Source organism: Nonomuraea sp. NPDC003214 (assembly GCF_053590035.1).
Window position 1 is genome coordinate 41,007 of sequence record NZ_JBSFSX010000017.1, and the last position, 21,409, is coordinate 62,415.

The 21,409-nt window shown below is 71.3% G+C and carries 18 protein-coding genes and 2 pseudogenes; 5 read left to right on the plus strand and 15 right to left on the minus strand.

The genetic code is table 11. The features are described from left to right. Positions 1 to 4: 4 nt before the first annotated feature. The 3 genes from ACWDXC_RS38340 to ACWDXC_RS38350 all read right to left on the minus strand — a co-directional run bounded on the left by ACWDXC_RS38340 (position 5) and on the right by ACWDXC_RS38350 (position 1,943). On the minus strand, positions 5 to 235 hold the full coding sequence (locus tag ACWDXC_RS38340) for a hypothetical protein (RefSeq protein WP_219502194.1): 231 nt from the start codon (positions 233 to 235) through the stop codon (positions 5 to 7). A gap of 8 nt (positions 236 to 243) precedes the next feature. Continuing rightward, positions 244 to 615: a DUF948 domain-containing protein gene (locus tag ACWDXC_RS38345; RefSeq protein WP_049568533.1), complete on the minus strand. Its 372-nt coding sequence runs from the start codon at positions 613 to 615 to the stop codon at positions 244 to 246. 77 nt (positions 616 to 692) lie between these two features. Then, on the minus strand, positions 693 to 1,943 hold the full coding sequence (locus ACWDXC_RS38350) for a replication-associated recombination protein A (protein ID WP_246644345.1): 1,251 nt from the start codon (positions 1,941 to 1,943) through the stop codon (positions 693 to 695). Positions 1,944 to 2,171: 228 nt separating this feature from the next. Here ACWDXC_RS38350 and ACWDXC_RS38355 point away from each other — a divergent pair, with 228 nt between their 5' ends. Then, the gene (locus ACWDXC_RS38355) at positions 2,172 to 3,068 is read left to right on the plus strand and encodes a peptidylprolyl isomerase (protein ID WP_449990680.1); all 897 of its coding nucleotides are present in this window, start codon (positions 2,172 to 2,174) and stop codon (positions 3,066 to 3,068) included. A 71-nt stretch (positions 3,069 to 3,139) separates the two neighbouring features. Here ACWDXC_RS38355 and aspS read toward each other — a convergent pair whose 3' ends face one another. The 3 genes from aspS to ACWDXC_RS38370 are packed head-to-tail and all read right to left on the minus strand — an operon-like array spanning position 3,140 to position 6,809. Beyond that, entirely contained in the window at positions 3,140 to 4,873 is a 1,734-nt protein-coding gene (gene aspS, locus ACWDXC_RS38360; protein ID WP_449990683.1) for an aspartate--tRNA ligase, read from the minus strand. After that, positions 4,870 to 6,129, minus strand: coding sequence for a histidine--tRNA ligase (hisS, locus tag ACWDXC_RS38365; protein WP_449990686.1), 1,260 nt, complete (start codon positions 6,127 to 6,129; stop codon positions 4,870 to 4,872). The genes aspS and hisS overlap by 4 nt, the downstream gene beginning before the upstream one ends. Further along, entirely contained in the window at positions 6,129 to 6,809 is a 681-nt protein-coding gene (locus ACWDXC_RS38370; RefSeq protein WP_364181605.1) for an MBL fold metallo-hydrolase, read from the minus strand. The genes hisS and ACWDXC_RS38370 overlap by 1 nt, the downstream gene beginning before the upstream one ends. A 139-nt stretch (positions 6,810 to 6,948) precedes the next feature. Between ACWDXC_RS38370 and ACWDXC_RS38375 the strand changes: the two genes are divergently transcribed. From ACWDXC_RS38375 to ACWDXC_RS38390, 4 genes and pseudogenes are all read left to right on the plus strand, one after another. Next, entirely contained in the window at positions 6,949 to 7,818 is an 870-nt protein-coding gene (locus ACWDXC_RS38375; protein WP_308125660.1) for a peptidylprolyl isomerase, read from the plus strand. A gap of 61 nt (positions 7,819 to 7,879) precedes the next feature. Then, the gene (locus ACWDXC_RS38380) at positions 7,880 to 9,109 is read left to right on the plus strand and encodes a DUF349 domain-containing protein (RefSeq protein WP_449990687.1); all 1,230 of its coding nucleotides are present in this window, start codon (positions 7,880 to 7,882) and stop codon (positions 9,107 to 9,109) included. Continuing rightward, the gene (locus ACWDXC_RS38385) at positions 9,106 to 9,558 is read left to right on the plus strand and encodes an N-acetyltransferase family protein (protein ID WP_449990816.1); all 453 of its coding nucleotides are present in this window, start codon (positions 9,106 to 9,108) and stop codon (positions 9,556 to 9,558) included. Before ACWDXC_RS38380 ends, ACWDXC_RS38385 begins: the two co-directional genes overlap by 4 nt. 17 nt (positions 9,559 to 9,575) lie before the next feature. Then, a pseudogene (locus tag ACWDXC_RS38390) lies at positions 9,576 to 10,544 on the plus strand (nucleotidyltransferase domain-containing protein); the annotation flags it as partial. Between the two features lie 117 nt (positions 10,545 to 10,661). Here the strand turns inward: ACWDXC_RS38390 and ACWDXC_RS38395 are convergent. From ACWDXC_RS38395 to ACWDXC_RS38435, 9 genes and pseudogenes are all read right to left on the minus strand, one after another. Then, positions 10,662 to 12,851, minus strand: coding sequence for a RelA/SpoT family protein (locus ACWDXC_RS38395; protein WP_219502174.1), 2,190 nt, complete (start codon positions 12,849 to 12,851; stop codon positions 10,662 to 10,664). Between the two features lie 175 nt (positions 12,852 to 13,026). Next, positions 13,027 to 13,548, minus strand: coding sequence for an adenine phosphoribosyltransferase (locus tag ACWDXC_RS38400; RefSeq protein WP_219502173.1), 522 nt, complete (start codon positions 13,546 to 13,548; stop codon positions 13,027 to 13,029). 193 nt (positions 13,549 to 13,741) lie between these two features. Then, on the minus strand, positions 13,742 to 14,746 hold the full coding sequence (secF, locus tag ACWDXC_RS38405) for a protein translocase subunit SecF (protein ID WP_449990691.1): 1,005 nt from the start codon (positions 14,744 to 14,746) through the stop codon (positions 13,742 to 13,744). Between the two features lies 1 nt (position 14,747). Continuing rightward, positions 14,748 to 16,637 (minus strand): protein translocase subunit SecD, encoded by a 1,890-nt coding sequence (secD, locus tag ACWDXC_RS38410; RefSeq protein WP_449990693.1) that lies wholly within the window; start codon positions 16,635 to 16,637, stop codon positions 14,748 to 14,750. A gap of 43 nt (positions 16,638 to 16,680) precedes the next feature. Continuing rightward, on the minus strand, positions 16,681 to 17,037 hold the full coding sequence (gene yajC, locus ACWDXC_RS38415) for a preprotein translocase subunit YajC (RefSeq protein WP_246644319.1): 357 nt from the start codon (positions 17,035 to 17,037) through the stop codon (positions 16,681 to 16,683). A gap of 218 nt (positions 17,038 to 17,255) precedes the next feature. Further along, positions 17,256 to 18,287 carry a Holliday junction branch migration DNA helicase RuvB gene (ruvB, locus tag ACWDXC_RS38420; RefSeq protein ID WP_449990696.1) on the minus strand — a complete coding sequence of 344 codons (1,032 nt, stop codon included), beginning with the start codon at positions 18,285 to 18,287 and terminating at the stop codon, positions 17,256 to 17,258. 67 nt (positions 18,288 to 18,354) lie between these two features. Beyond that, positions 18,355 to 18,975, minus strand: a complete 621-nt coding sequence (gene ruvA / locus ACWDXC_RS38425) for a Holliday junction branch migration protein RuvA (protein ID WP_449990698.1) — start codon at positions 18,973 to 18,975, stop codon at positions 18,355 to 18,357. A 350-nt stretch (positions 18,976 to 19,325) separates the two neighbouring features. Next, positions 19,326 to 19,820 (minus strand): annotated as a pseudogene (gene ruvC / locus ACWDXC_RS38430) (crossover junction endodeoxyribonuclease RuvC); the annotation flags it as partial. Positions 19,821 to 20,238: 418 nt separating this feature from the next. After that, complete coding sequence (locus ACWDXC_RS38435; protein WP_449990701.1) at positions 20,239 to 21,399, minus strand: GNAT family N-acetyltransferase; 1,161 nt, start codon at positions 21,397 to 21,399, stop codon at positions 20,239 to 20,241. Positions 21,400 to 21,409: the final 10 nt, after the last annotated feature.

The following is a 21,409-nucleotide window of genomic DNA, read 5'->3' on the forward strand; positions in this document are numbered from 1 at the left end:
TGCTTTAGTGGTTGTCTTCAGCGTTGTCGAGACCGAAGCGGGCCCGCAACTCGATTTCGCGCCCGGCGGCCTCGCCGAGCGCGTCGGAGGTAAAGTCTCTCACCCGCACGAGCATGCCCGCGGCGCCGTCGGCGGTGCGGCGGGCGATGTGGTTGGGGTGCAGCGCCTGCAGCCTGCGCATCACCCACAGCGTGATGAGCGCGCCGAGCGACAGGTAGAACAGCCGTCTGATCATCGCCGTGATCACCGCCGCCCGGCCTTGCGCGGCCTGCGGGCCTCGATGGCCCTGCGGACGCCGTAGCTCAGCGACGACACCTTGATCAGCGGCCCGGTGAAGACGGTCTGGGTCACCGCGCTCAGCTTGGCGGCGTGCCCGCTGACCTGCTTGACGTCCCTGGCGATGGCCTCGACCGCGACGAGCTGCCGGTTGGTCTCGTTGACCGTGACGCTCATGTCGTCGAGCAGCGGCGTCAGGCGCGCGTTGAGCTCGGAGACCGCCTTGGTGGTCTCGGTGAGCAGCCTGGCGAGCTTGACGAGCACCATGGCGAGAACGCAGACCAGGACGATCCATCCCGTGGCGGCGATCAGCCCGGCGACCTCTCCAGCGGTAAGCATCCGCTCATCTCCCTCGTACGCTGGGCCGGAACGCCAAGACCCTATCGCGTCCCGGGGACGAGGTCGGTGAGGACATGTCAGGACGGGTCCGATCCCCTGAGGAACTCGCGGATCTTTCCCCAGCGTCCGGCGACCGGCGCCTCGGCTCCGTGCGTGGTCGGCTCGTAGTAGCGGCGCTCGCGCACCTGCTCGGGCGCGTAGTGCTGGCGGACCAGGCCGTGCTCGAAGTCGTGCGGGTACTTGTAGCCCTCGCCGTGACCCAGCTTGGCGGCGCCCGGGTAGTGGGCGTCGCGCAGGTGGCCGGGGACCTGGCCGATGAGGCCGCGCCGCACGTCGCCGACGGCCGCGCCGATGGCCTTGACGACGGCGTTGGACTTGGGCGCCAGCGCGCAGTGGATGACGGCGTGCGCCAGGTTGATCTGGCCCTCGGGCAGGCCGATGAGCTGCACGGCCTGGGCGGCTGCGACGGCGGTCTGCAGGCAGGTGGGGTCGGCCAGGCCGACGTCCTCGGAGGCGAAGATGACCAGGCGGCGGGCGATGAACCGGGGGTCCTCGCCGGCCTCGATCATCCGGGCCAGGTAGTGCAGCGCGGCGTCGGCGTCGGAGCCGCGCATCGACTTGATGAAGGCGCTGATGACGTCGTAGTGCTGGTCACCCTGCCGGTCGTAGCGGACGGCGGCCTTGTCGGCGGCCTTCTCCACGACCTCGACCGTGATCTCGTCGTCGAGCAGCGCGGCCGCCTCCAGGTAGGTCAGCGAGCGGCGGGCGTCGCCGCCGGCCAGCCGTACCAGGTGCTCCAGCGCCTCGTCGGCGAGCGTGGCGCGCCCGCCGAGCCCGCGCTCGTCGGAGACCGCGCGCCGCAGCACGGCGGCGATGTCGTCGTCGGTCAGCGACTCCAGCGTGAGCAGCAGCGAGCGCGACAGCAGCGGCGAGATGACGGAGAAGGCGGGGTTCTCGGTGGTGGCGCCGATGAAGGTGACCCAGCGGTTCTCCACGGCGGGCAGCAGCGCGTCCTGCTGGGCCTTGTTGAAGCGGTGGACCTCGTCGACGAACAGCACGGTCTGGCGGCCGGACATGCCGAGCTGGCGGCGGGCGTCGTCGATGGCGGCCCGGACGTCCTTGACCCCGGCCGAGACGGCGGAGATCTCCACGAAGCGCCGCTTGGTGACGTTGGAGACCACGTAGGCGAGCGTGGTCTTGCCGGTGCCGGGCGGTCCCCACAGGAACAGCGACATCGGCGCCTCGCTCTCGACCAGCCGGCGCAGGGGCGTGCCGGCGCCGAGCAGGTGGCGCTGGCCGATCACCTCGTCGAGCGTGCGGGGCCGCATGCGGACCGCCAGAGGCTGCGGCGTGGCCTCCTCAGCCGCTGAATCGAACAGACTCTCCACATCGCGAGTTTACGCGCCCGGCGCCACCGGTCGTCCCGGGTCGCGTCCGTGGTCAGCGCCGTCGAGTCACTGCGGTGAGTTTTCGTCACTTACGTCCGGCACATCGCGGGGCCGGTAGCATTCGCGGAGTTATTTGGTCATGTGTCAGCAAAGATGGAGGACATACCGGTGAGCGGCGACGACGACGACCGCCAGAGCCAGCTGGCTCGCGAGCACAAGGAGCGGCAGGCGCAGCGCGCGGCGGGCCAGGCGTCCAAGGCCAGGCGCAACACCTTCATCGGCGCCGGCGTGGCCGTGGCCGTGGTGGCGGGCGGCATCTTCGCGGTGACCACCCTCGTCGGCGGCGACGACAAGCAGACGGTCGCGGCGGCGACCACGCCCACGGCCTCCGCCACGCCCTCGCCGCCGGTGACCGAGATGCCGTCGCCCACGGCGACGCCGACCGGCCCCGTCACGTGCGACTACAAGAAGGACACCTCGGGTGTCCCGTTCAAGTACGTGGGCATGCCGGGCAAGAAGCCCAACATGAAGCTCTCGAAGATGACGATCACCACCAACCACGGCGACATCGTCATCCAGGTCGACCCGGCGGTCACGCCGTGCTCGGTCAACTCGATGGCCTTCCTGGCCAAGAAGGGCTTCTACGACAACACCAAGTGCCACCGCCTGGTGACCCCGGAGACGTCCGGCCTGTTCCTGCTGCAGTGCGGCGACCCGAAGGCCAAGGCCGACGGCAAGAACCCGACCGACGGCCAGGGCACGGCCGGCTACGTCTTCCGTGACGAGGCCGCGGGCCTGGTGCCGTACACGAAGGGCGTGGTGTTCCTCACCCAGCCGCAGGACGCCGCCGGGCAGAACAGCAGCCAGTTCGCCATCTCGCTCTCGGACGAGAACGCCCAGATCGACCCGGTCTACTCGGTGCTCGGCATGGTCCAGTCGGGCCTGGAGATCATCGAGAAGGTCGCCAAGGACGGCGTCATCGTCAACGAGAACGACATCACCGGCGACGGCGGCTCCACGGCCCCCAAGACGCCGATCATCATCAAGAAGGTCACCCTCACCTGACGAGCGGCGACGGCAACGACAACGGCAGGCGTCCCGTCGGACGCCTGCCGTTGTCATGTGCGGCCGGAGGCTCAGCTCTCCTTGGGCTGGGCGTCGACGCCCGCCTCCTTGCGCTGGACGCCGGTGATGGGCGTGGGCGCGCCGGTGAGCGGGTCGAAGCCGGAGGCGGTCTTCGGGAACGCGATCACGTCGCGGATCGAGTCGCCGCCCGACAGCAGCATGCAGATCCGGTCCCAGCCGTAGGCGATGCCGCCGTGCGGCGGCGGGCCGTACTTGAACGCCTCCAGCAGGAAGCCGAACTTGCTCTCCGCCTCCTCCTTGGAGATGCCGAGCACGTCGAAGACGCGCTGCTGCATCTCGGCGCGGTGGATACGGATGGAGCCGCCGCCGATCTCCATGCCGTTGCAGACCATGTCGTAGGCGTAGGCGAGCGCCTCGGCCGGGTGGTCCTGGAAGTTGTCGGCCCACTCGGGCTTGGGGCCGGTGAACGGGTGGTGCACGGCCGTCCAGCCGCCCTCGCCGTCCTCCTCGAACATGGGCGCGTCCACGACCCACAGGAACGACCACTGCGACTCGTCGATGAGCCCGCAGCGGCGGCCGATCTCCAGCCGGGCCGCGCCGAGCAGGTCGCGCGAGGCGCCGCGGGCGCCGGCCGCGAAGAAGACGGCGTCGCCCGGCTGCGCGCCGACCTTCGCCGCCAGGCCCGAGGTCTCGGCCTCCGACAGGTTCTTGGCCACCGGGCCGCCGAGCGTGCCGTCCTCCTGGACGAGCACGTACGCCAGGCCCTTGGCGCCGCGGCTGCGCGCCCACTCCTGCCAGCCGTCGAGCTCCTTGCGCGTCTGCGAGGCGCCGCCGGGCATGACGACCGCGCCGACGTAGTCGGCCTGGAAGACGCGGAACGACGTGCCGGCGAAGTAGTCGGTCATCTCGACGAGCTCCTGGCCGAAGCGCAGGTCGGGCTTGTCGGAGCCGTAGCGGGCCATCGCGTCGGCGTAGGTCATGCGGGGCAGCGGCATGGGGATCTCGTAGCCGAGGATCTCCCGCCACAGCCTGCCGATCAGCTTCTCGCCGACCTCGATGACGTCCTCCTGGTCGACGAAGGACATCTCGACGTCGATCTGGGTGAACTCCGGCTGCCGGTCGGCGCGCAGGTCCTCGTCGCGGTAGCACTTGGCGAGCTGGTAGTAGCGCTCCAGCCCGGCCACCTGCAGCAGCTGCTTGAACAGCTGCGGCGACTGCGGCAGCGCGTACCAGTTGCCCGGCTGCAGGCGCACCGGCACCAGGAAGTCGCGCGCGCCCTCGGGCGTGGAGCGGGTGAGCGTCGGCGTCTCGACGTAGACGAAGCCGAGCTCGTTCATCACCTCGTTGGCCAGGTAGGTGGCCTTGGAGCGGGTGCGCATCGCGGTGGCGACCTGCTGGCGGCGGATGTCGAGGTAGCGGTACTTCAGCCGCGCCTCCTCCGACACCCCCACGTTGCCCTCGATGGGGAACGGCAGCGGCGCCGACTCGCTGAGCACCTCGACCGTCTCGGCCACGACCTCGATCGCGCCGGTGGGCAGCTCGGGGTTCTCGTTGCCCTCGGGCCGCACCCGTACCAGGCCGGACACCTGCACGCAGTATTCGGCGCGCAGGTCGTGGGCGTGGTCCTCCTCGCGGAAGACCACCTGCGCCGAGCCGGAGGCGTCGCGCAGGTCGATGAAGACCACGCCGCCGTGATCACGGCGGCGGGCCACCCATCCTGCGAGCGTCACCTGCTGCCCGGCGTGCTCCTCGCGGAGCTCCCCGGCCTTATGCGTGCGGATCACTGCACTTTCCCCTTCAAGACGTCGACGACCTGGGCCAGCGGCACCTCGGTCTGCTCAGCGGTGGTCAGGTCTTTCACTTGCGCGGCCCCGGCGGCCAGGTCACGCTCGCCCAGGATGAGCGCGAACCGGGCGCCCGAGCGGTCGGCGCCCTTCATCGCGCCCTTGAGCCCCTTGCCGCCGAAGGCCATGTCGGCGCTGACGCCCGCCCCGCGCAGCTCCGCGACGAGGTGGAACATCCGGCGGCGGGCGTCGTCGCCCAGCGCGACACCGTACACCTGGACGCGGCCTGGCGCGGTCTCGGGCAGCAGGCCCTCGGCCTCCATCGCCAGGAACGTGCGGTCGACGCCGAGCGCCCAGCCGACGCTGGGCAGCGGCGGGCCGCCGAGCATCTCGCTGAGGCCGTCGTAGCGTCCGCCGCCGCCGATGGCCGACTGCGAGCCGAGCCCGCCGTGCACGAACTCGAACGTGGTGCGGGTGTAGTAGTCGAGGCCGCGCACGAGCTTGGGGTCGTCCTCGAAGGCGACGCCGGAGGCGGTCAGCAGGGACCGCACCTCCTCGTGGTAGGCCTTGCACGCCTCGCACAGGTGGTCGATCACCAGGGGCGCGCCCTCGAGCTGGGCCTGCACCGCAGGACGGTTGTCGTCCAGCACGCGCAACGGGTTGATCTCGATCCGCGCGCGGGTGTCCTCGTCGAGGTCGAGGCCGCGCAGGAAGTCCTGCAGCGCCGCCCGGTAGGCGGGCCGGCAGGTCTTGTCACCGAGCGAGTTGAGCAGCAGCCTGACGTCCTTCAGCCCCACCGAGGCGAAGCCGTTGGCGGCGAGCATGATGAGCTCGGCGTCGAGCGCCGGGTCCTCGGAACCGAGCGCCTCGGCGCCGACCTGCCAGAAGTGACGGTAACGGCCCCTCTGGGCACGCTCGTAGCGGAACTGGCTGCCGGAGTACCACAGCTTGACCGGGAGCTGCCCGGCCTGCAGGTTGTGCTGCAGGACGGCGCGCACCACGGACGCGGTGCCCTCGGGCCGCAGGGTCAGCGAGCGGCCGGCCTTGTCGGGGAAGGTGTACATCTCCTTGGAGACGATGTCGGTCGACTCGCCTACGCCCCTGGCGAACAGCTGCGTGTCTTCGAAGACGGGCGTCTCGACATAGCCGTAGCCCGCCAGCCGTACCGGGGCGACGAGCGCCTCGCGGACGGCGAGAACCTGCTCGGAGCGGGGTGGCAGCCAGTCGAAGGTGCCCTTCGGTGCTTGGAAAGTCATCAGATTCCTCGTGTGGGACCGGCGTGCGGCGCGGCCTCCTTGAGATAAGGATTGGTGGCGCGCTCGTGGCCGATCGTGGTCTGTGGTCCGTGGCCCGGCAGGACGACCGTATCGTCAGGCAGCGTCAGGCACTTGGCAGCGAGGCTGCGCAGGATCGTCGGATAGTCACCGCCCGGCAGGTCGGTGCGGCCGATGGAGCCGGCGAACAGCAGGTCACCCGCGAACATGATCTCGTCAGCGGGCAGCCTGAAGCTCACCGACCCCCTGGTATGGCCGGGCGTGTGGTCGACGGTGAACTCCATGCCGGCCAGCTCCAGCACGGCGCCGTCGGACAGCTCGCGGACGTCGTCGGGCTCGCTCAGCGTGATGCCGCCGAACAGCGACGCGCTCGTCGGCGACCAGCCGGCCGCCGGGTCGCTCAGCAGGTGCCGGTCCTCGGGGTGGATCCAGGCGGGGACGTCGCGCGCGCCGCAGACCGGGGCCACCGACCACACGTGGTCGAGGTGGCCGTGGGTGAGCAGGACCGCGACCGGCTTGAGGCGATGCTCGCGCAGCAGCTCCTCGACTCCCTCGGTGGCGTCCTGACCTGGGTCGATGATGACGCACTCCTCGCCCGCAGCGGGCGCGACGGCGTAACAATTGGTCTGGAAGGCCCCTGCGGGGAAGCCGGCGATGAGCATCTGCCTCAGCTGATCTCGTCAAAAATGCCAATGGGAATGTAACCGAAGGGTACCGGTGCGGGTCGCCGGGCTGCGAATCATTACCCGTTGGCCGATACGATTCGCCCACCTCAGTTGATTGACTATGGGAGGCAAAGCGGTGGCCACGGGGAAGGACCGGCAGAAGCAGCTGGCACGCGAGCACTACGAGCGGCAGATGCAGCGCCGCCTGGAGCGTGAGCAGCGCAACAAGCGCACCGCGATCATCGGCTCCACGGTGGGCGTGGTCGTCGTGGTGGGCGGCATCGTCGCCGCGGTGGCGATGCTGGGCGGCGGCGACTCCGCGACGGAGGCAGCCAGCACCCCGACCGCCTCCGCGCCGCAGGAGACCGCCTCCGCGGCCGCGCAGCCCAAGCCGTACGATCCGGCGACCGGCACGTGCGGCTACGTCGCCGACACGGCGGGCGGGCAGGTCAAGGACGTCGGCATGCCGCCGGCGGAGGTGAAGCTCAAGCCGGCCACCAAGACGATGACGCTGGAGACCAATCTCGGCGACATCGTGGTGACGCTGGACAACGCCAAGGCGCCGTGCACCGTCAACTCGCTGGACCACCTGGCGAGCAAGAACTTCTACGACGGCAGCAAGTGCCACCGGCTCGGCAACGACAAGTTCCCGATGCTGCAGTGCGGCGACCCGAAGGCCAAGGCCGACGGCAAGGCCCAGGGCGACGGCTCGGGCGGGCCCGGCTACGTGATGGTCGAGGAGAACCTGGAGGGCGCCACCTACAAGCGCGGCGTGATGGCGATGGCCAAGACGCAGGCGCCGGGCTCGACGGGGAGCCAGTTCTTCCTCGTGTACGGCGACATCGGTCTCACCCCCGATTACACACCGGTGGGTACGATCACGAAGGGGCTCGACATCCTGGACAAGGTGAACAAGGCGGGCGTCATCGGCGATTCGGGTGATGGGACCGGAGCTCCCAAGGAAACCGTCGAAATCAAAGACGTGACAATCAGTGGCAAGAGCTGACGTAATACAAACTAGGGACGAAGAGTCCCGAAGGGTCTGATGGAAAGTGCGGGAGGACACGGTGAGCACCGACCCGTGGGGCCGGGTAGACGACGACGGCACCGTCTACGTGCGTACGGCTGAGGGAGAGCGGGCCGTCGGGTCCTGGCAGGCCGGCGAGCCCGAAGAGGCACTGGCCTACTTCCATCGCAAGTACGACGAACTGGCCGGCCAGGTCCAGCTCCTGGAGCAGCGCGTGCGCGGCACCGACCTGGCTCCGGCGCAGGCCGAGGCCAGCATCGTCAAGCTGCGCGAGGCGGTCTCCGACGCGCACGCCGTCGGCGACCTGGGCGCGCTGACGGCCCGCCTCGACACCCTCTCGGAGCTGGTCGCCCAGCGCCGCGAGGAGGTCAAGGCGGCGCGTGAGCAGGCCCGGGTCGAGGCCAGGGGCGTCAAGGAGCGGATCGTCGCCGAGGCCGAGCGCATCGCCGACGAGACCACTCACTGGAAGTCCGGCGGCGAGCGGCTGCGCCAGCTCGTCGAGGAGTGGAAGGCCGCCGACCGCATCGACCGGGTCACCGAGGCGCAGCTGTGGAAGCGGCTCTCGGCCGCCCGCACGGCCTTCGCCAAGCGGCGCAAGCAGTACTTCGCCGGGCTCGACGAGCAGCGTGAGGGCGTGCGCGCCGCCAAGGAGGCCATCGTGGCCGAGGCGGAGGCGATCGCCGGCTCGACCGACTGGGGCGAGACCGCGGCCGTCTACCGCGACCTGATGCAGCGCTGGAAGAGCGCCGGCCGCGCCTCCCGCGAGGCCGAGGACGAGCTGTGGGCGCGCTTCAAGAGCGCCCAGGACCAGTTCTTCCAGGCGCGTTCGGCCGTCTTCGCCGAGCGTGACGCCTCGCTGGCCGCCAACGCGGAGGTGAAGCAGGAGCTGCTGATCGAGGCCGAGAAGCTGCTCCCGGTCACCGACGTGCGCGCGGCCCGGGCGGCGCTGCGCAACCTGCTGGAGCGCTGGGAGGCCGCCGGCCCGGTGCCGCGCGAGCAGCGCGACCGGCTGGAGGGCGGGCTGCGCAAGGTCGACGACGCCGTGCGCAAGGCCGAGGACGCCGAGTGGAAGCGCTCCAACCCCGAGGCCCGCGCCCGCGCGCAGAGCACGGTCGACCAGCTCCGCACCTCGATCGAGCAGCTGGAGAAGCGGCTGGCCAAGGCCCAGGCCAACGGCCGGGCCAAGGACGCCAAGGAGGCCGAGGAGGCGATCATCGCGCGCCGCTCCTGGCTGGAGGAGGCCGAGCGCACGCTGGCCGAGTTCAGCTGACGCGCGTGGACGAGATCCGGTCCGCCGTCCCCGGCGACTATGACGCGATCGCGGCGGTGGTCGACGAGTGGTGGGGGCGGCCGATACTGCCCGTGCTCCCCCGGCTCTTCCTCGACCACTTCCACCGCACGAGCTTCGTCGCCGAGGGGCCGGCCGGACTGGCCGGCTTCCTCGTCGGCCTCGTCTCGCCGTCGCTGCCCGGCGAGGCGTACATCCACTTCGTCGGCGTCAGCCCGCGCGAGCGGGCGGCCGGCCTGGGCAGGCGCCTGTACGGGCGCTTCTTCGACCTGGCCCGTGAGCACGGCTGCCACGTGGTCAGGGCGATCACCTCCCCCGCCAACACGGCGTCGATCGCCTTCCACCGGCGTCTGGGGTTCGCGGTGAGCCCGCCGGTGCCCGGCTACAACGGCCCCGGTAACGACCTGGTCACGTTCTCCCGGCAGCTCTGAGACCTATGCTGGCCGTCATGGATCCCGTGACGGCCGCGCGCACCCTCGTCGAGGAGCTCTTTCCCGGCGCCCTGTACGCCTTCCTCGGCGGCAGCTCGGTGACCGGGCGGCGCACGCCCACCTCCGACCTCGACGTCGTCGTGGTGATCGACGGCCTGGCCCGGCCGGTGAAGGAGTCGCGCCGGTGGAGGGAGTGGCCGGTGGAGCTGCTCGTGCACAGCCGCACCAGCCTGCTCGCCTTCGTCGAGCAGGACGTCGCGCGCGACCGGCCCACGCTGATGCGCCTGTGCGCCGACGGCGTCCTGCTCGTGGACCGCTCGGACGGCCAGGCCGCCGAGCTCCAGCGCGAGCTGCGCGCCCGCCTCGACGCCGGTCCCGGCCCGCTGCCCGCGCCCCGGCTCGACCGGGCCCGCTACGTGCTGTCGGACCTGCTGGACGACCTGGCGGGCGGCGGCGACCCCGGCGAGCGCGCCTTCACCTCCTGGCACGTCGTCGAGGAGACCGCCCGGCTGGCGCTGTCGCTGGCGGGCCGCTGGCACGGCGGCGGCAAGTGGCTGCTGCGCGAGCTGCGCGCCCAGGACCCCGAGCTGGCCGCCGAGCTGCTGGCCGCCCGCGACGACCCGGCCCGGCTGGCCGCCGCCGCGACCGGCGTCCTCGACCGCGCCGGCGGCCGCCTGTGGGAGGGCCACCGCATCGAGGCCGACCCGTTCCACCAGCCGCTGCGCCACGTGCCGTCCTCCGGCCTGTCCGGCGGCACCGCGCAGACGCCCGGCATGCGGCGGCTGGCCGCGATCAGCGACGGCACGACCGGGTCGCGGCGGCTGTGGATGGGCCAGACGCACGTCTCCCCCGCCACCCGCTCGGCCGACCACCACCACGGCGCCTCGGAGACCGCCATCTACGTGGTCAGCGGCACCCCGTCGTTCGTCTTCCTGGAGGACGGGCGGGAGCGGCGCGTCGACACCGGGCCCGGCGACTACGTCTTCGTGCCCCCGTACGTGCCGCACCGCGAGGAGAACCCCGACCCGTCGCGGGAGGCCGTCGTCGTCATCGCGCAGCACCCAGGAGGCGATCGTCGTCAACCTGCCCGACCTGCGGCCCCGCTAGCTGCCCGCGCCGCTCACCCGGTAGACGTCGAAGACGCCCTGGATGCTCCGGACGGCCTTGAGCACGTGGCCCAGGTGCTTGGGATCGCCCATCTCGAAGGTGAACTTGCTGACCGCCACCCGGTCGCGCGAGGTGGTGACGGAGGCGCTGAGGATGTTGACGTGCTGGTCGGACAGCGTACGGGTGACGTCTGACAGCAGGCGCGGCCGGTCGAGCGCCTCCACCTGGATCGCCACCAGGAACACGCTGTCGTCGCCCGGTGACCAGCTCACCTCGACCAGCCGGTCGGGCTGGGTGCGCAGCTGCTGGACGTTGGTGCAGTCGGCGCGGTGCACCGAGACGCCGTGGCCGCGGGTGACGAACCCGACGATCTCGTCACCGGGCACCGGCGTGCAGCACTTGGACAGCCGCACCCACACGTCGGCGTCGCCCGCCACGACCACGCCGGCCCCGCCGCCCCTGGGACGGCCGCGCAGGCGCGTGGGCAGCGACGTCTCGGCGATGTCCTCCTCGGCGCTCTCCACCCCGCCGATGGACGCCACGAGCTTCTGCACGACCGTCTGCGCGGCCGTGTGGCCCTCGCCCACGGCCGCGTACAGGGCCGAGACGTCCGGGTAGCGCAGGTCGCGGGCCAGGGCCAGCAGCGCCTCGCCGGACATCAGCCGCTGCAGCGGCAGGCCCTGCTTGCGCATCGCCCGCCCGATGGCCTCCTTGCCCGCCTCGATCGCGGTCTCGCGGCGCTCCTTGGAGAACCACTGCCGGATCTTGTTACGGGCGCGGCCGGACTTGACGAACTTGAGCCAGTCGCGCGACGGCCCGGCGTCGGGCGACTTGGAGGTGAAGATCTCGACGGTGTCGCCGTTGCCCAGCCGCGACTCCAGCGGCACCAGCCGGCCGTTGACCCGGGCGCCGATGCACCGATGGCCCACCTCGGTGTGCACGGCGTAGGCGAAGTCGACCGGCGTGCCCCCTTCGGGCAGCGGGATGACCTGGCCCTTGGGGGTGAAGACGTAGACCTCCGACACCGACAGGTCGAAGCGCAGCGACTCCAGGAACTCGCCCGGGTCGGCGGTCTCCTTCTGCCAGTCGAGGAGCTGGCGCAGCCAGGCCATGTCGCTGCCCGGCTTGACCTTGCCGGCGGGGCCGGGGCCGCCGACCTCCTCCTTGTACTTCCAGTGCGCGGCCACGCCGTACTCGGCCCTGTGGTGCATGCCGTGGGTGCGGATCTGCAGCTCCACCGGCTTGCCCTCGGGACCGATCACCGTCGTGTGCAGCGACTGGTACATGTTGAACTTGGGCATCGCGATGTAGTCCTTGAACCGGCCAGGGACCGGGTTCCAGCGCGCGTGGATCGTTCCGAGCGCCGCATAACAGTCGCGCACGCTGTCGACGAGGACCCGGATGCCCACCAGGTCGTAGATGTCGTCGAAGGCCACGTCGCGGGCGATCATCTTCTGGTAGACCGAGTAGTAGTGCTTCGGCCGGCCCTTGACCACCGCGCGGATCTTGGCGTCGCGCAGGTCGCCGGAGACCTTCTCGATGACCTCCTGCAGGAACAGGTCGCGGCGCGGCGCCCGCTCCGACACCATGCGCGCGATCTCGTCGTAGCGCTTGGGGTAGAGCATGGCGAACGCCAGGTCCTCCAGCTCCCACTTGATCGTGTTCATGCCCAGGCGGTGGGCCAGCGGGGCGAAGATCTCCAGGGTCTCGCGGGACTTCTGGTGGCGCTTGTGCTCGGGCAGATAGCGCATCGTGCGCATGTTGTGGAGCCGGTCGGCCAGCTTGATGATGAGCACCCGGATGTCGCGCGACATGGCGACGACCATCTTGCGCACGGTCTCGGCCTGGGCGGCGTCACCGAACTTGACCTTGTCGAGCTTGGTGACGCCGTCGACCAGCGAGCCGATCGTGTCGCCGAAGTCGCCGCGCAGCTCGTCCAGGCTGTAGGCGGTGTCCTCGACCGTGTCGTGCAGCAGGGCGGCGCACAGCGTCTCGTCGTCGGTGCCGAGCTCGGCCAGGATCGTCGCCACGGCCAGCGGGTGCGTGATGTACGGGTCGCCGCTCTTGCGCTTCTGATCGCGGTGGTGATAGGCGGCCACATCGTAGGCGCGCTCGATCAGCCGCAGGTCGGCCTTGGGATGGGTGGCGCGGACGGTCCGGAACAGCGGCTCCAGCACCGGATTCATGCCACCACCCCCAAATCGCCGTCGACGTGCCGCGGGCGCGCCGGGCACGGTCTCGGCGCTGCCTGCGTCCGCTACGTCGGGCGCGACCACATCACGGGGCACTCAGACTCCTCACTTTCGAGTCCAGGTCCCCCAGTGTATCCAGGCGGCGAACCTGGGCCGCCGCGGGTCCTGCTCAGACGATCACCAGGGCGTGGGTCTCCACCCCCGTCAGGCGCTCGCGCCCCTTGAGGAAGGCGAGCTCCATGAGGACGGCCACGCCGACGACCTCGGCTCCGGCCCTGCGCACCAGCTCGACCGTCGCCTCCGCCGTGCCGCCGGTGGCCAGCACGTCGTCGACGATGAGGACGCGGTCGCCGGGCTGGAACGCGTCGGCGTGCACCTCGATGGTCGCGGAACCGTACTCCAGATCGTAGGACGCCTCCAGCGTGGCGGCAGGCAGTTTGCCCTTCTTCCTGACCGGCACGAATCCCGCGGCGGCCCGGTAGGCGACCGGGGCGGCCAGGATGAAGCCGCGAGCCTCGATGCCGACGATCTTGTCGACCTCGTGCAGCCCCGCCAGCTCGTCCACCACGGCCGCGAACGCCACCGGGTCGTCCAGCAGCGGGGTGATGTCCTTGAACAGCACCCCGGGCTGCGGATAGTCGGGGATGTCCCGGATGCGCTCCAGGATCATCGTGCTCAGCTCGGTCTTCACGTCACTCCTCGGGGGCTGTCCACGCTTGCGGGCTCCATGATGGCCCATGACGGGCGGTAATCCGACCAGCGCCCCCGGGGAGCCCGCCCGTGGCCCCGCGAGCGCTCAGGGGGCGTTCAGACGCGCGCACGGGGGCGTCCAGACGCGCGGACGCCCCCGCCCGGTCGCGTGGGCGGGGGCGTCGGCGAAGCGGTCAGCCCTTGGCCGTGGCCGCGCTCCTGGAGCCCTTCGACCCCTTGGCGCCCTTGCCGCCCCCGGTGGAGGCCAGCCGGCGGGCGATGGCCTGGTAGCGCGGCTCCCGCTCCTTGAGCGTCACCAGCAGCGGCGTGGCCACGCAGATCGAGGAGTAGGTGCCGACGATCATGCCGACGAACAGGGCCAGCGACAGGTCCTTCAGCGTGCCCGCGCCCAGCACCGTGGTGCCGATGAACAGGATCGCCGCCACCGGCAGGATCGCCACCAGCGAGGTGTTGAGCGAGCGGATCAGCGTGTGGTTCAGGGCGTCGTTGGCCGCCATCGAGTAGGTCTGCTTCGACGTGGCGCCCAGCTTGGCCGTGACCTCCTTGATCATGTCGAACACCACGACCGCGTCGTACAGCGAGTAGCCGAGGATCGTCAGGAAGCCCAGCAGCGTCGCCGGCGTGACCTCGAAGCCCGACCAGGCGTAGATGCCGGCCGTGATGACCAGGTCGTGGATGAGCGCGACGATCGCCGCCAGCGCCATCTTCGGCTCGAACGCCATCGACAGGTACAAAATGATTGCCACCATGAAGACGGCCAGGCCCCACCAGGCCTTGGTGGACACCTCACCGCCCCACGAGGCGCCGATCGACTGGATGTTGACGTCGTCGACCGTGACGCCGTACTCCTTGGCGATGACGCTCTGCAGCTCGAGGGTCTTGCTCTCGGGCAGCGTCTCGGTCGTGACCCGGTAGCGGTCACCGGCCGTCTGCACGATCGGCTGGTGCACGCCCTCGTCCAGGAACGTCCCGCGGACCTGCTCGATGCCGACCGTCGACTGCGGCTTCCAGGAGAAGACCGATCCGCCCTTGAACTCGACGCCCAGGTTGAGCCCGTTGATCAGCAGACCGGCGATGGAGATCGCCAGCAGGATGCCCGACAGGCTGTACCACAGCCGCCACTTGCCGACGAAGTCGACGTCGATCTCGCCCCGATAGAGGCGACGCCCCAGTCCCATCTCAGGCCTCCTGCGGGGTGGTCTTGTGGCCGGAGCCGGTGGAGGAGTCGAGGCTCATGCGCTCGGCGTCCAGACCGGACAGCGGGTGCCCCTTGGCGAAGAACTTCAGCCTCGCCAGCAACGCGATGAACGGCTTCGTGAACATGAACACCACCACGATGTCGATCAGCGTGGTCAGGCCCATCGCGAACGCGAATCCCGCCACACCGCCGACCGCCAGCAGGTAGAGCACGACCGCGGCGATGAACATGACGGCGTCGGCGATCAGGATCGTGCGCCGCGCGCGGACCCAGGCCACCTCGACGGCCGCGCGCAGCGACCGCCTGCCTTCCTTCATCTCGTCACGGATGCGTTCGAAGTACACGATGAAGGAGTCGGCCGTGATGCCGATCGAGACCACCAGGCCGATGATGTGCGGCAGCGACAGCCGGAAGCCGGCGTTGTGGCCGAGCACGACGACCGCGGTGTAGGTGAGGATCGAGGCCACCACGAGGCTCAGCACGGCGACGACGCCCAGGCCGCGGTAGTAGAGGAGGCAGTAGACGACGACCAGCGCGAGGCCGATGATGCCGGAGACGAGGCCGCCTTCGAGCTGGTCCTGGCCCAGCGTCGAGGAGACGGTGTCGATGGAGCTGCGCTCGAACTTCAGCGGGAGCGCGCCGTACTTGAGCTGCTCGGCCAGCTCACCGGCGCTCTGCTGGTTGAAGCCGCCGGTGATCTCGGCGCGTCCGCCGGGAATCGGGCTGATGATGTTGGGGGCGGTGATGACCACGCCGTCGAGGACGACCGCGACCTTGTTGCGCGGCTCCTGGGAGTTGAAGGCGGCCGAGGTGAGCTTGCTCCACTCCGTCGCGCCCTTGCTCTTGAAGTCGAGCTGGACGACCCACTCGGTGCTGCCCTGCTGGACGCCGGAGGTCGCGGTGTCGATGTCGGTGCCGACGACCTTGGCGACGTCGAGAATGTACTTGAAGCTGCCGTCCGACTCACAGGCGGCGTACTGCTTGTTCGGGTCGTCCTGGACGCCCTGGCCCCGGTTCTTCGGGTCGGTGCAGTCGAGCGCGTGGAACTGCTTGAGCACCGCCGGGTCGACGCCATCGGTGTTGATGCCGGCGTTGGGGTCCTGAGAGGGCTCCGGGGTCGGCGTCGCGGCCTTCTGGTCGCCCTTCTGGTCACCCTTTTGGTCGCCTTGCTTGTCACCCTGCTTGTCGTCGCCCTGACGGTCGTCGCCCTGTCTCGCCGTCTGCGACGGGCTCGGGACGGGCGAGGTCAGCGCCGACGACAGGGCCTTGCCCGTCGGGGACGCGCTGGGCTGGTTGCCGCCCGGCGAGCGCGAGGGCATCGACCTGGGCTGCACCGTGGTGGTCGGGGTGGCGTCGGGGGAGGCGTCCGGCGAGGCCGGGGTGGCGTCGGGCGACGCGTCGGGGGAGGCGCCGGGCGAGGAGGAGACGCCCGGCGACGCGGAGCCGCTGGGCGTCGGGGCCTCGGTGGCGAGCTGCTCCTGGCCGAGCTGCGTCATCTCCATCCAGAGCACCTGCCGGAACCGCAGCTCCGCGGTGGTGGCGACCAGCTTGATGGCCTCGCTCTGCCCGACGCCCGGGATCGAGATGATGATGTTGTCGCCGGACTTGGCGACCTCTGCGTCGGAGATGCCGGTGCCGTTGACCCGGTCGCGGATGATGTTGACCGCGCGGTCAAGGATCTCCTCAGGCGGAGCCGCACCGGTCTGGGTGACGGGTGACAGCGTCACCGTCGTGCCGCCGGCGAGGTCGAGTCCCAGCTTGGGCGTGTACGCCTTCTGCAAGAACATCGTCCCGGCCAGGGCGAGGATGAGCGCCAGGAGCAGCAGGAGCGTGCGCCCCGGCTTGCTGTGGCTGCTGGTCGGTCGGGCCACTGGTCGTCAGTTCTTTCGGATAGGGGTTGGTGGCTGAGCCTTCTCAGGACTTCTTGGAGTCCTCACCGTCGGCGGTGCCGCTCTCACCGGTGACGGTGTCATCGCTCTCATCCGCGGCGGGCTCGTCGGCCACCGGCTCACCCGGCGTCACGACGCGGCCGATGGCGGCCTTGACCCAGCGGGTCTCGATGCCGGGGGCCACCTCAAGGACGACGTCCTCGTTGTCCACCACGACGACCGTGGCGAACAGACCGGTGGTCGTCATCACGCGGGTGCCGGGCGTCAAGGAGTTCTGCATCTTGATCGCCTCCTGCTGGCGCTTGCGCTGCGGGCGGATCAGCAGGAAGTAGAACACCACCACCAGAAGGATCAGCGGCAGGATGCTTCCGAGTTGTCCCATGTCCATCAGGGGCGACCTTCCATCTCGTACAAAGAAGTTTGACACCGGCCTCGCGCCGGAAATTCCGTGCGTTGCTTCGGGCCGCGCCGCTCAGCCCGTCAGCCTACACAGCCAGCCAAGCCACGGAGTGTAGGCGGTTGTTGCGAAACGCGGCAACGAAGCAGCGTTTCGGCGCGCGGGGAAGTTCCCAATTTGAAACGGTTGCAACCGTTCTGTAATCAGTCGAGAGATGTCGCTCCGAATGCATGTGGTGGGGGGGTCATGCCTAGGTGCGTCCAGGCGGCGGCGGTGGCCACACGGCCGCGCGGCGTGCGCGCGAGCAGCCCCTGGCGCACCAGGAACGGCTCGGCCACCACCTCCACGGTCTCCGGCTCCTCGCCCACGGCCACGGCCAGCGTCGACAGCCCGACAGGCCCGCCGCCGAACTTGCGCAGCAGCGCGCCCAGCACCGCCCGGTCGAGCCGGTCGAGCCCTTCGGCATCGACTTCGTAAAGATTGAGCGCCGCCGCCGCGATCTCCCGGTCGATGACCCCGCCGGCGCGCACGTCGGCGAAGTCGCGCACCCGGCGCAGCAGCCGGTTGGCGATGCGGGGCGTGCCGCGCGAGCGGCCGGCGATCTCGCGGGCACCCTCCTCCGGCAGGTCGACGCCCAGCAGCCCGGCCGAGCGGTGCAGCACCAGCTCCAGCTCCGCGGGCTCGTAGAAGTCCATGTGCGCGGTGAAGCCGAACCTGTCACGCAGCGGCGCGGGCAGCAGCCCCGCCCGCGTGGTGGCGCCGACCAGCGTGAACGGCGCGATCTCCAGCGGGATCGCGGTCGCGCCCGGCCCCTTGCCGACGACGATGTCGACCCGGAAGTCCTCCATCGCCAGGTAGAGCATCTCCTCGGCGGGCCTGGCCATCCGGTGGATCTCGTCGATGAACAGCACCTCGCCCTCGGCCAGCGTCGACAGGATCGCCGCCAGGTCGCCGGCCCGCTCCAGCGCCGGGCCCGAGGTGATGCGCAGCGGGGCGCCCAGCTCCGCCGCGATGATCATGGCGAGCGTCGTCTTGCCGAGCCCCGGCGAGCCGCTCATCAGCACGTGGTCGGGCGGGCGCTGCCGGCGCAGCGCGCTCTCCAGCACCAGCGACAGCTGCTCCCTGACCCGGGACTGGCCGATGAACTCCGCCAGCCGCTTGGGCCGCAGCGCGGCCTCGATCTGCAGCTCGTCGCCGCCGGCGTCGGGCGACACCAGCTCCCGTTCGAAACTCACGTCTCACCCGCCTCCCGCGTCGCCCTCCAGCATCCCACCGCGCCGGGACCGCCCGCGCCACCGGGCTTCATCGCACGCTCAGCGCGCGCAGCGCCGACTTGAGCAGCGCGGCCACCTGCGGGGTGCGCCCGGCTGCCACCTCGGCGTCGGCCTCGGGCTCCACCGCGGCGACGGCCTCGTCGGCGTCGCGCGCCGAATAGCCCAGCCCGACCAGGCCCGAGTGCACCTGGTCGCGCCACAGCGCCACGCGCCGCTCGCCGCGGATCGCCGCGTTGACGGCCTCCTCCGGGGTGCCGAGACGGTCCTTGAGCTCCAGCACGATCCGCTGCGCGCCCTTCTGCCCGATGCCCGGGACCTGCGTGAGCGCCTTGAGATCGGCGGCGGCCACGGCGACCCGCAGCGCGTTGGGCGTGTGGACGGCGAGCATCGCCAGCGCCAGCTTGGGCCCGACGCCGCTGGCCGTCTGCAGCAGCTCGAACACGACGCGCTCGTCGTCGGTCGCGAACCCGTACAGCGTCAGCGACTCCTCACGCACCACCAGCGAGGTGGCCAGCCGGGCCTCCTCGCCCAGGCGGAGCGTGGCGAGCGTGCCGGGGGTGCAGTGGGTCAGGATGCCGACGCCGCCGACCTCGATGACCGCCCCGTCGGGGGCGATCGCGGCCACCCGGCCGGCCACCGACGCGATCACGACGCACTCCCTTCGCCACGCCCACCGGACCGCCGCGCCACGACGGGCTGTCCGGGCTGTACGGACTGTACGGGTTGGTCCGGCTGTACGGATTGTCCAGACTGTACGGGCTTCGCGGGCTCTACGGGTTGGCCTGGCTGCACGTGCTTCCCGGGCTCTACGGGTTGGCCCGGCTGCACGGGTGGGCCGGACTGCCGGGGCGCGGCGAACTCCCGTGTCGCGGCGGGCTCCCGCGCTGGGACGGACTGCCGCGTTGGGGCGGGCTCCGGCGTCGGGGCGGACTGCCGGGGCCGTACGGGCTGCCGTGCCGGGGCGGGCTGGGCGGTGGTGCGGCGGCGGGCGGTGGCCAGGGCCTCGGCCAGGCGGTGCTGCGGGCCGCCGCGCCACACGTGGCAGATGGCCAGCGCCAGCGCGTCGGCCGCGTCGGCGGGCTTGGGCATCTCCTTGAGACGCAGCAGCCGCGTCACCATGGCGCCGATCTGCTTCTTGTCGGCCGTGCCGCTCCCGGTGATGGCGGCCTTGACCTCGGAGGGCGTGTGCAGCGCCACTGGGAGGCCGCGCCGGGCGGCGCACAGCACCGCGATGCCGGCGGCCTGGGCGGTGCCCATCACGGTGCGCACGTTGTGCTGGCTGAAGACGCGCTCCACGGCGACCGCGTCGGGGCGTACGTCGTCGAGCCAGCTCTCGATCCCCGCCTCGATGCCCACCAGGCGCGTGCCCAGCTCCTCGTCGGCGCCCGTGCGGATCACCCCGACGGCGACCAGCCCGAGCGGCGCGCCGGGGCGGCCCTCGACGGCCCCGATGCCGCACCGGGTCAGCCCCGGATCGACGCCCAACACCCGCACCGGTCTGCCTCCGTTCGCCGAACACCTGTTCGGCACGAGACTCTACCCCGGCGGGCCCGGTCGCGCACCGGGAAACGCCCGCCGGAAGCAGCCGGCCCACCGAACTGGCGTCCGCCCGTGGCAATCGGGAGTGGCCGACCCGGAGCGGCCGAGCCCCCGGGGTGGGCGGGCCGCTCGGGTGGGCGAGCCCCTCGGGGTGGAGCGAACCCCTTCGGGCGGACGAACCCCTCCGGGCGGGCAGCCCTGGGGTGGGCGAGCCCCTCGGCGTGGGCAAGCTCCTCGGAATGGAGCGAACCCCCCCCGGGCGGGCAAATTCCTGAGGTGGGCGGGCTCCTCGGGCGGGCGAGCCCTCCGGGCGGGCGGGCCCCTCCGGGTGGACAAGCCGGGCCAGGGGGCCTGGCTGGGCGCGGTGGGCGGGTCAGAAGTAGTCGAGCATGTACGGCTTGGCGGCGAAGACGGTGTCGAGCACCTCGTCGTGGCGTTCGTCGCCGGACATCAGGCCGCTGCGGCGCAGCGTGGCGGCCGGGACGCCGGAGTAGAGGGCGGACAGGGCGTTGATCCCGAGCAGCGGGACGCCGTCCCCGGGGTCGCGGTCGAGCCGGGTGGCCGCGCCGGAGCCGCCGGAGAACTCCAGCTGCCAGACGCCGGAGTTGGCCGGGCGCAGCGGGTCGTCCACCCGCACCACGACGGCCGCCGACACGCCCGCCGGGTAGCCCCGCCGCTCGATCGCGGCGGCCAGGTCGAGCACCCGGAACATCCACCGGGTCTGCTCGACCGTCTCCTTGCCGCGCTCGCGCAGCAGCCACAGCACCGGGTCGTCGGGGGCGACGGTGGCGACCACGCGCTTGGCGATCGAGGAGGCGGTGCCCACCAGCGACCACAGGGCGGCGGCGGTGTCGGCGGAGCCGGCCACGAGGTTGTCGACCTCCATGTCGCCGCCGCTCCAGCGGTAGACGAGGAAGCCGTCGGCGGCCAGGTAGAGGAAGTCGTCCTCCTCGGCGAGCCACTGCCGCCAGATCGTCTCGTCCCAGGAGATGGGGCCGCTGGAGCGGGCGGCGCCGTGCACCCGGTGCAGGACCGAGATCACCTCGGCCGCGTCGTCGGGGCCCATGCGGCGCAGCTTGACCTGCTGCGACGGCGCGAGGACGCGCAGATCCTCGGCGCGCAGCGTCACGATGTGCCGCGCCCCGGCGTGCTCGAAGCCGAGCTTGCGGTAGATCGGCGTCGTGGCCGGGTAGAGGGCGGCCACGGCGTCGCCGAGCGCGACGGCGCGGTCCAGGGCCGCGCGCATGATCATGGTGCCCAGGCCGCGGCCCCGGTCCTCCGGGCTGACCGTGACGCTGGCGACCCCCGCCAGCGACTGCGGCCTGCCGTGCCACCACTGGGTGAACGGTCTCAGCCGGGTGGTGGCGGTCAGCCGGTCGCCGTCGAAGGCGCCGAGGTAGCGGCCTTCGGGCAGGCCGGGCAGCACGGTCGCGCGCCAGCTCCGCACGTCGGCGGCGGACAGCAGCCCGAAGGAGCGCTTACGGATGTCGAGGGCGGCGTCCAGGTCGTCGGCCGTCAGGTCACGGATCTCCACAGTGCCCCAA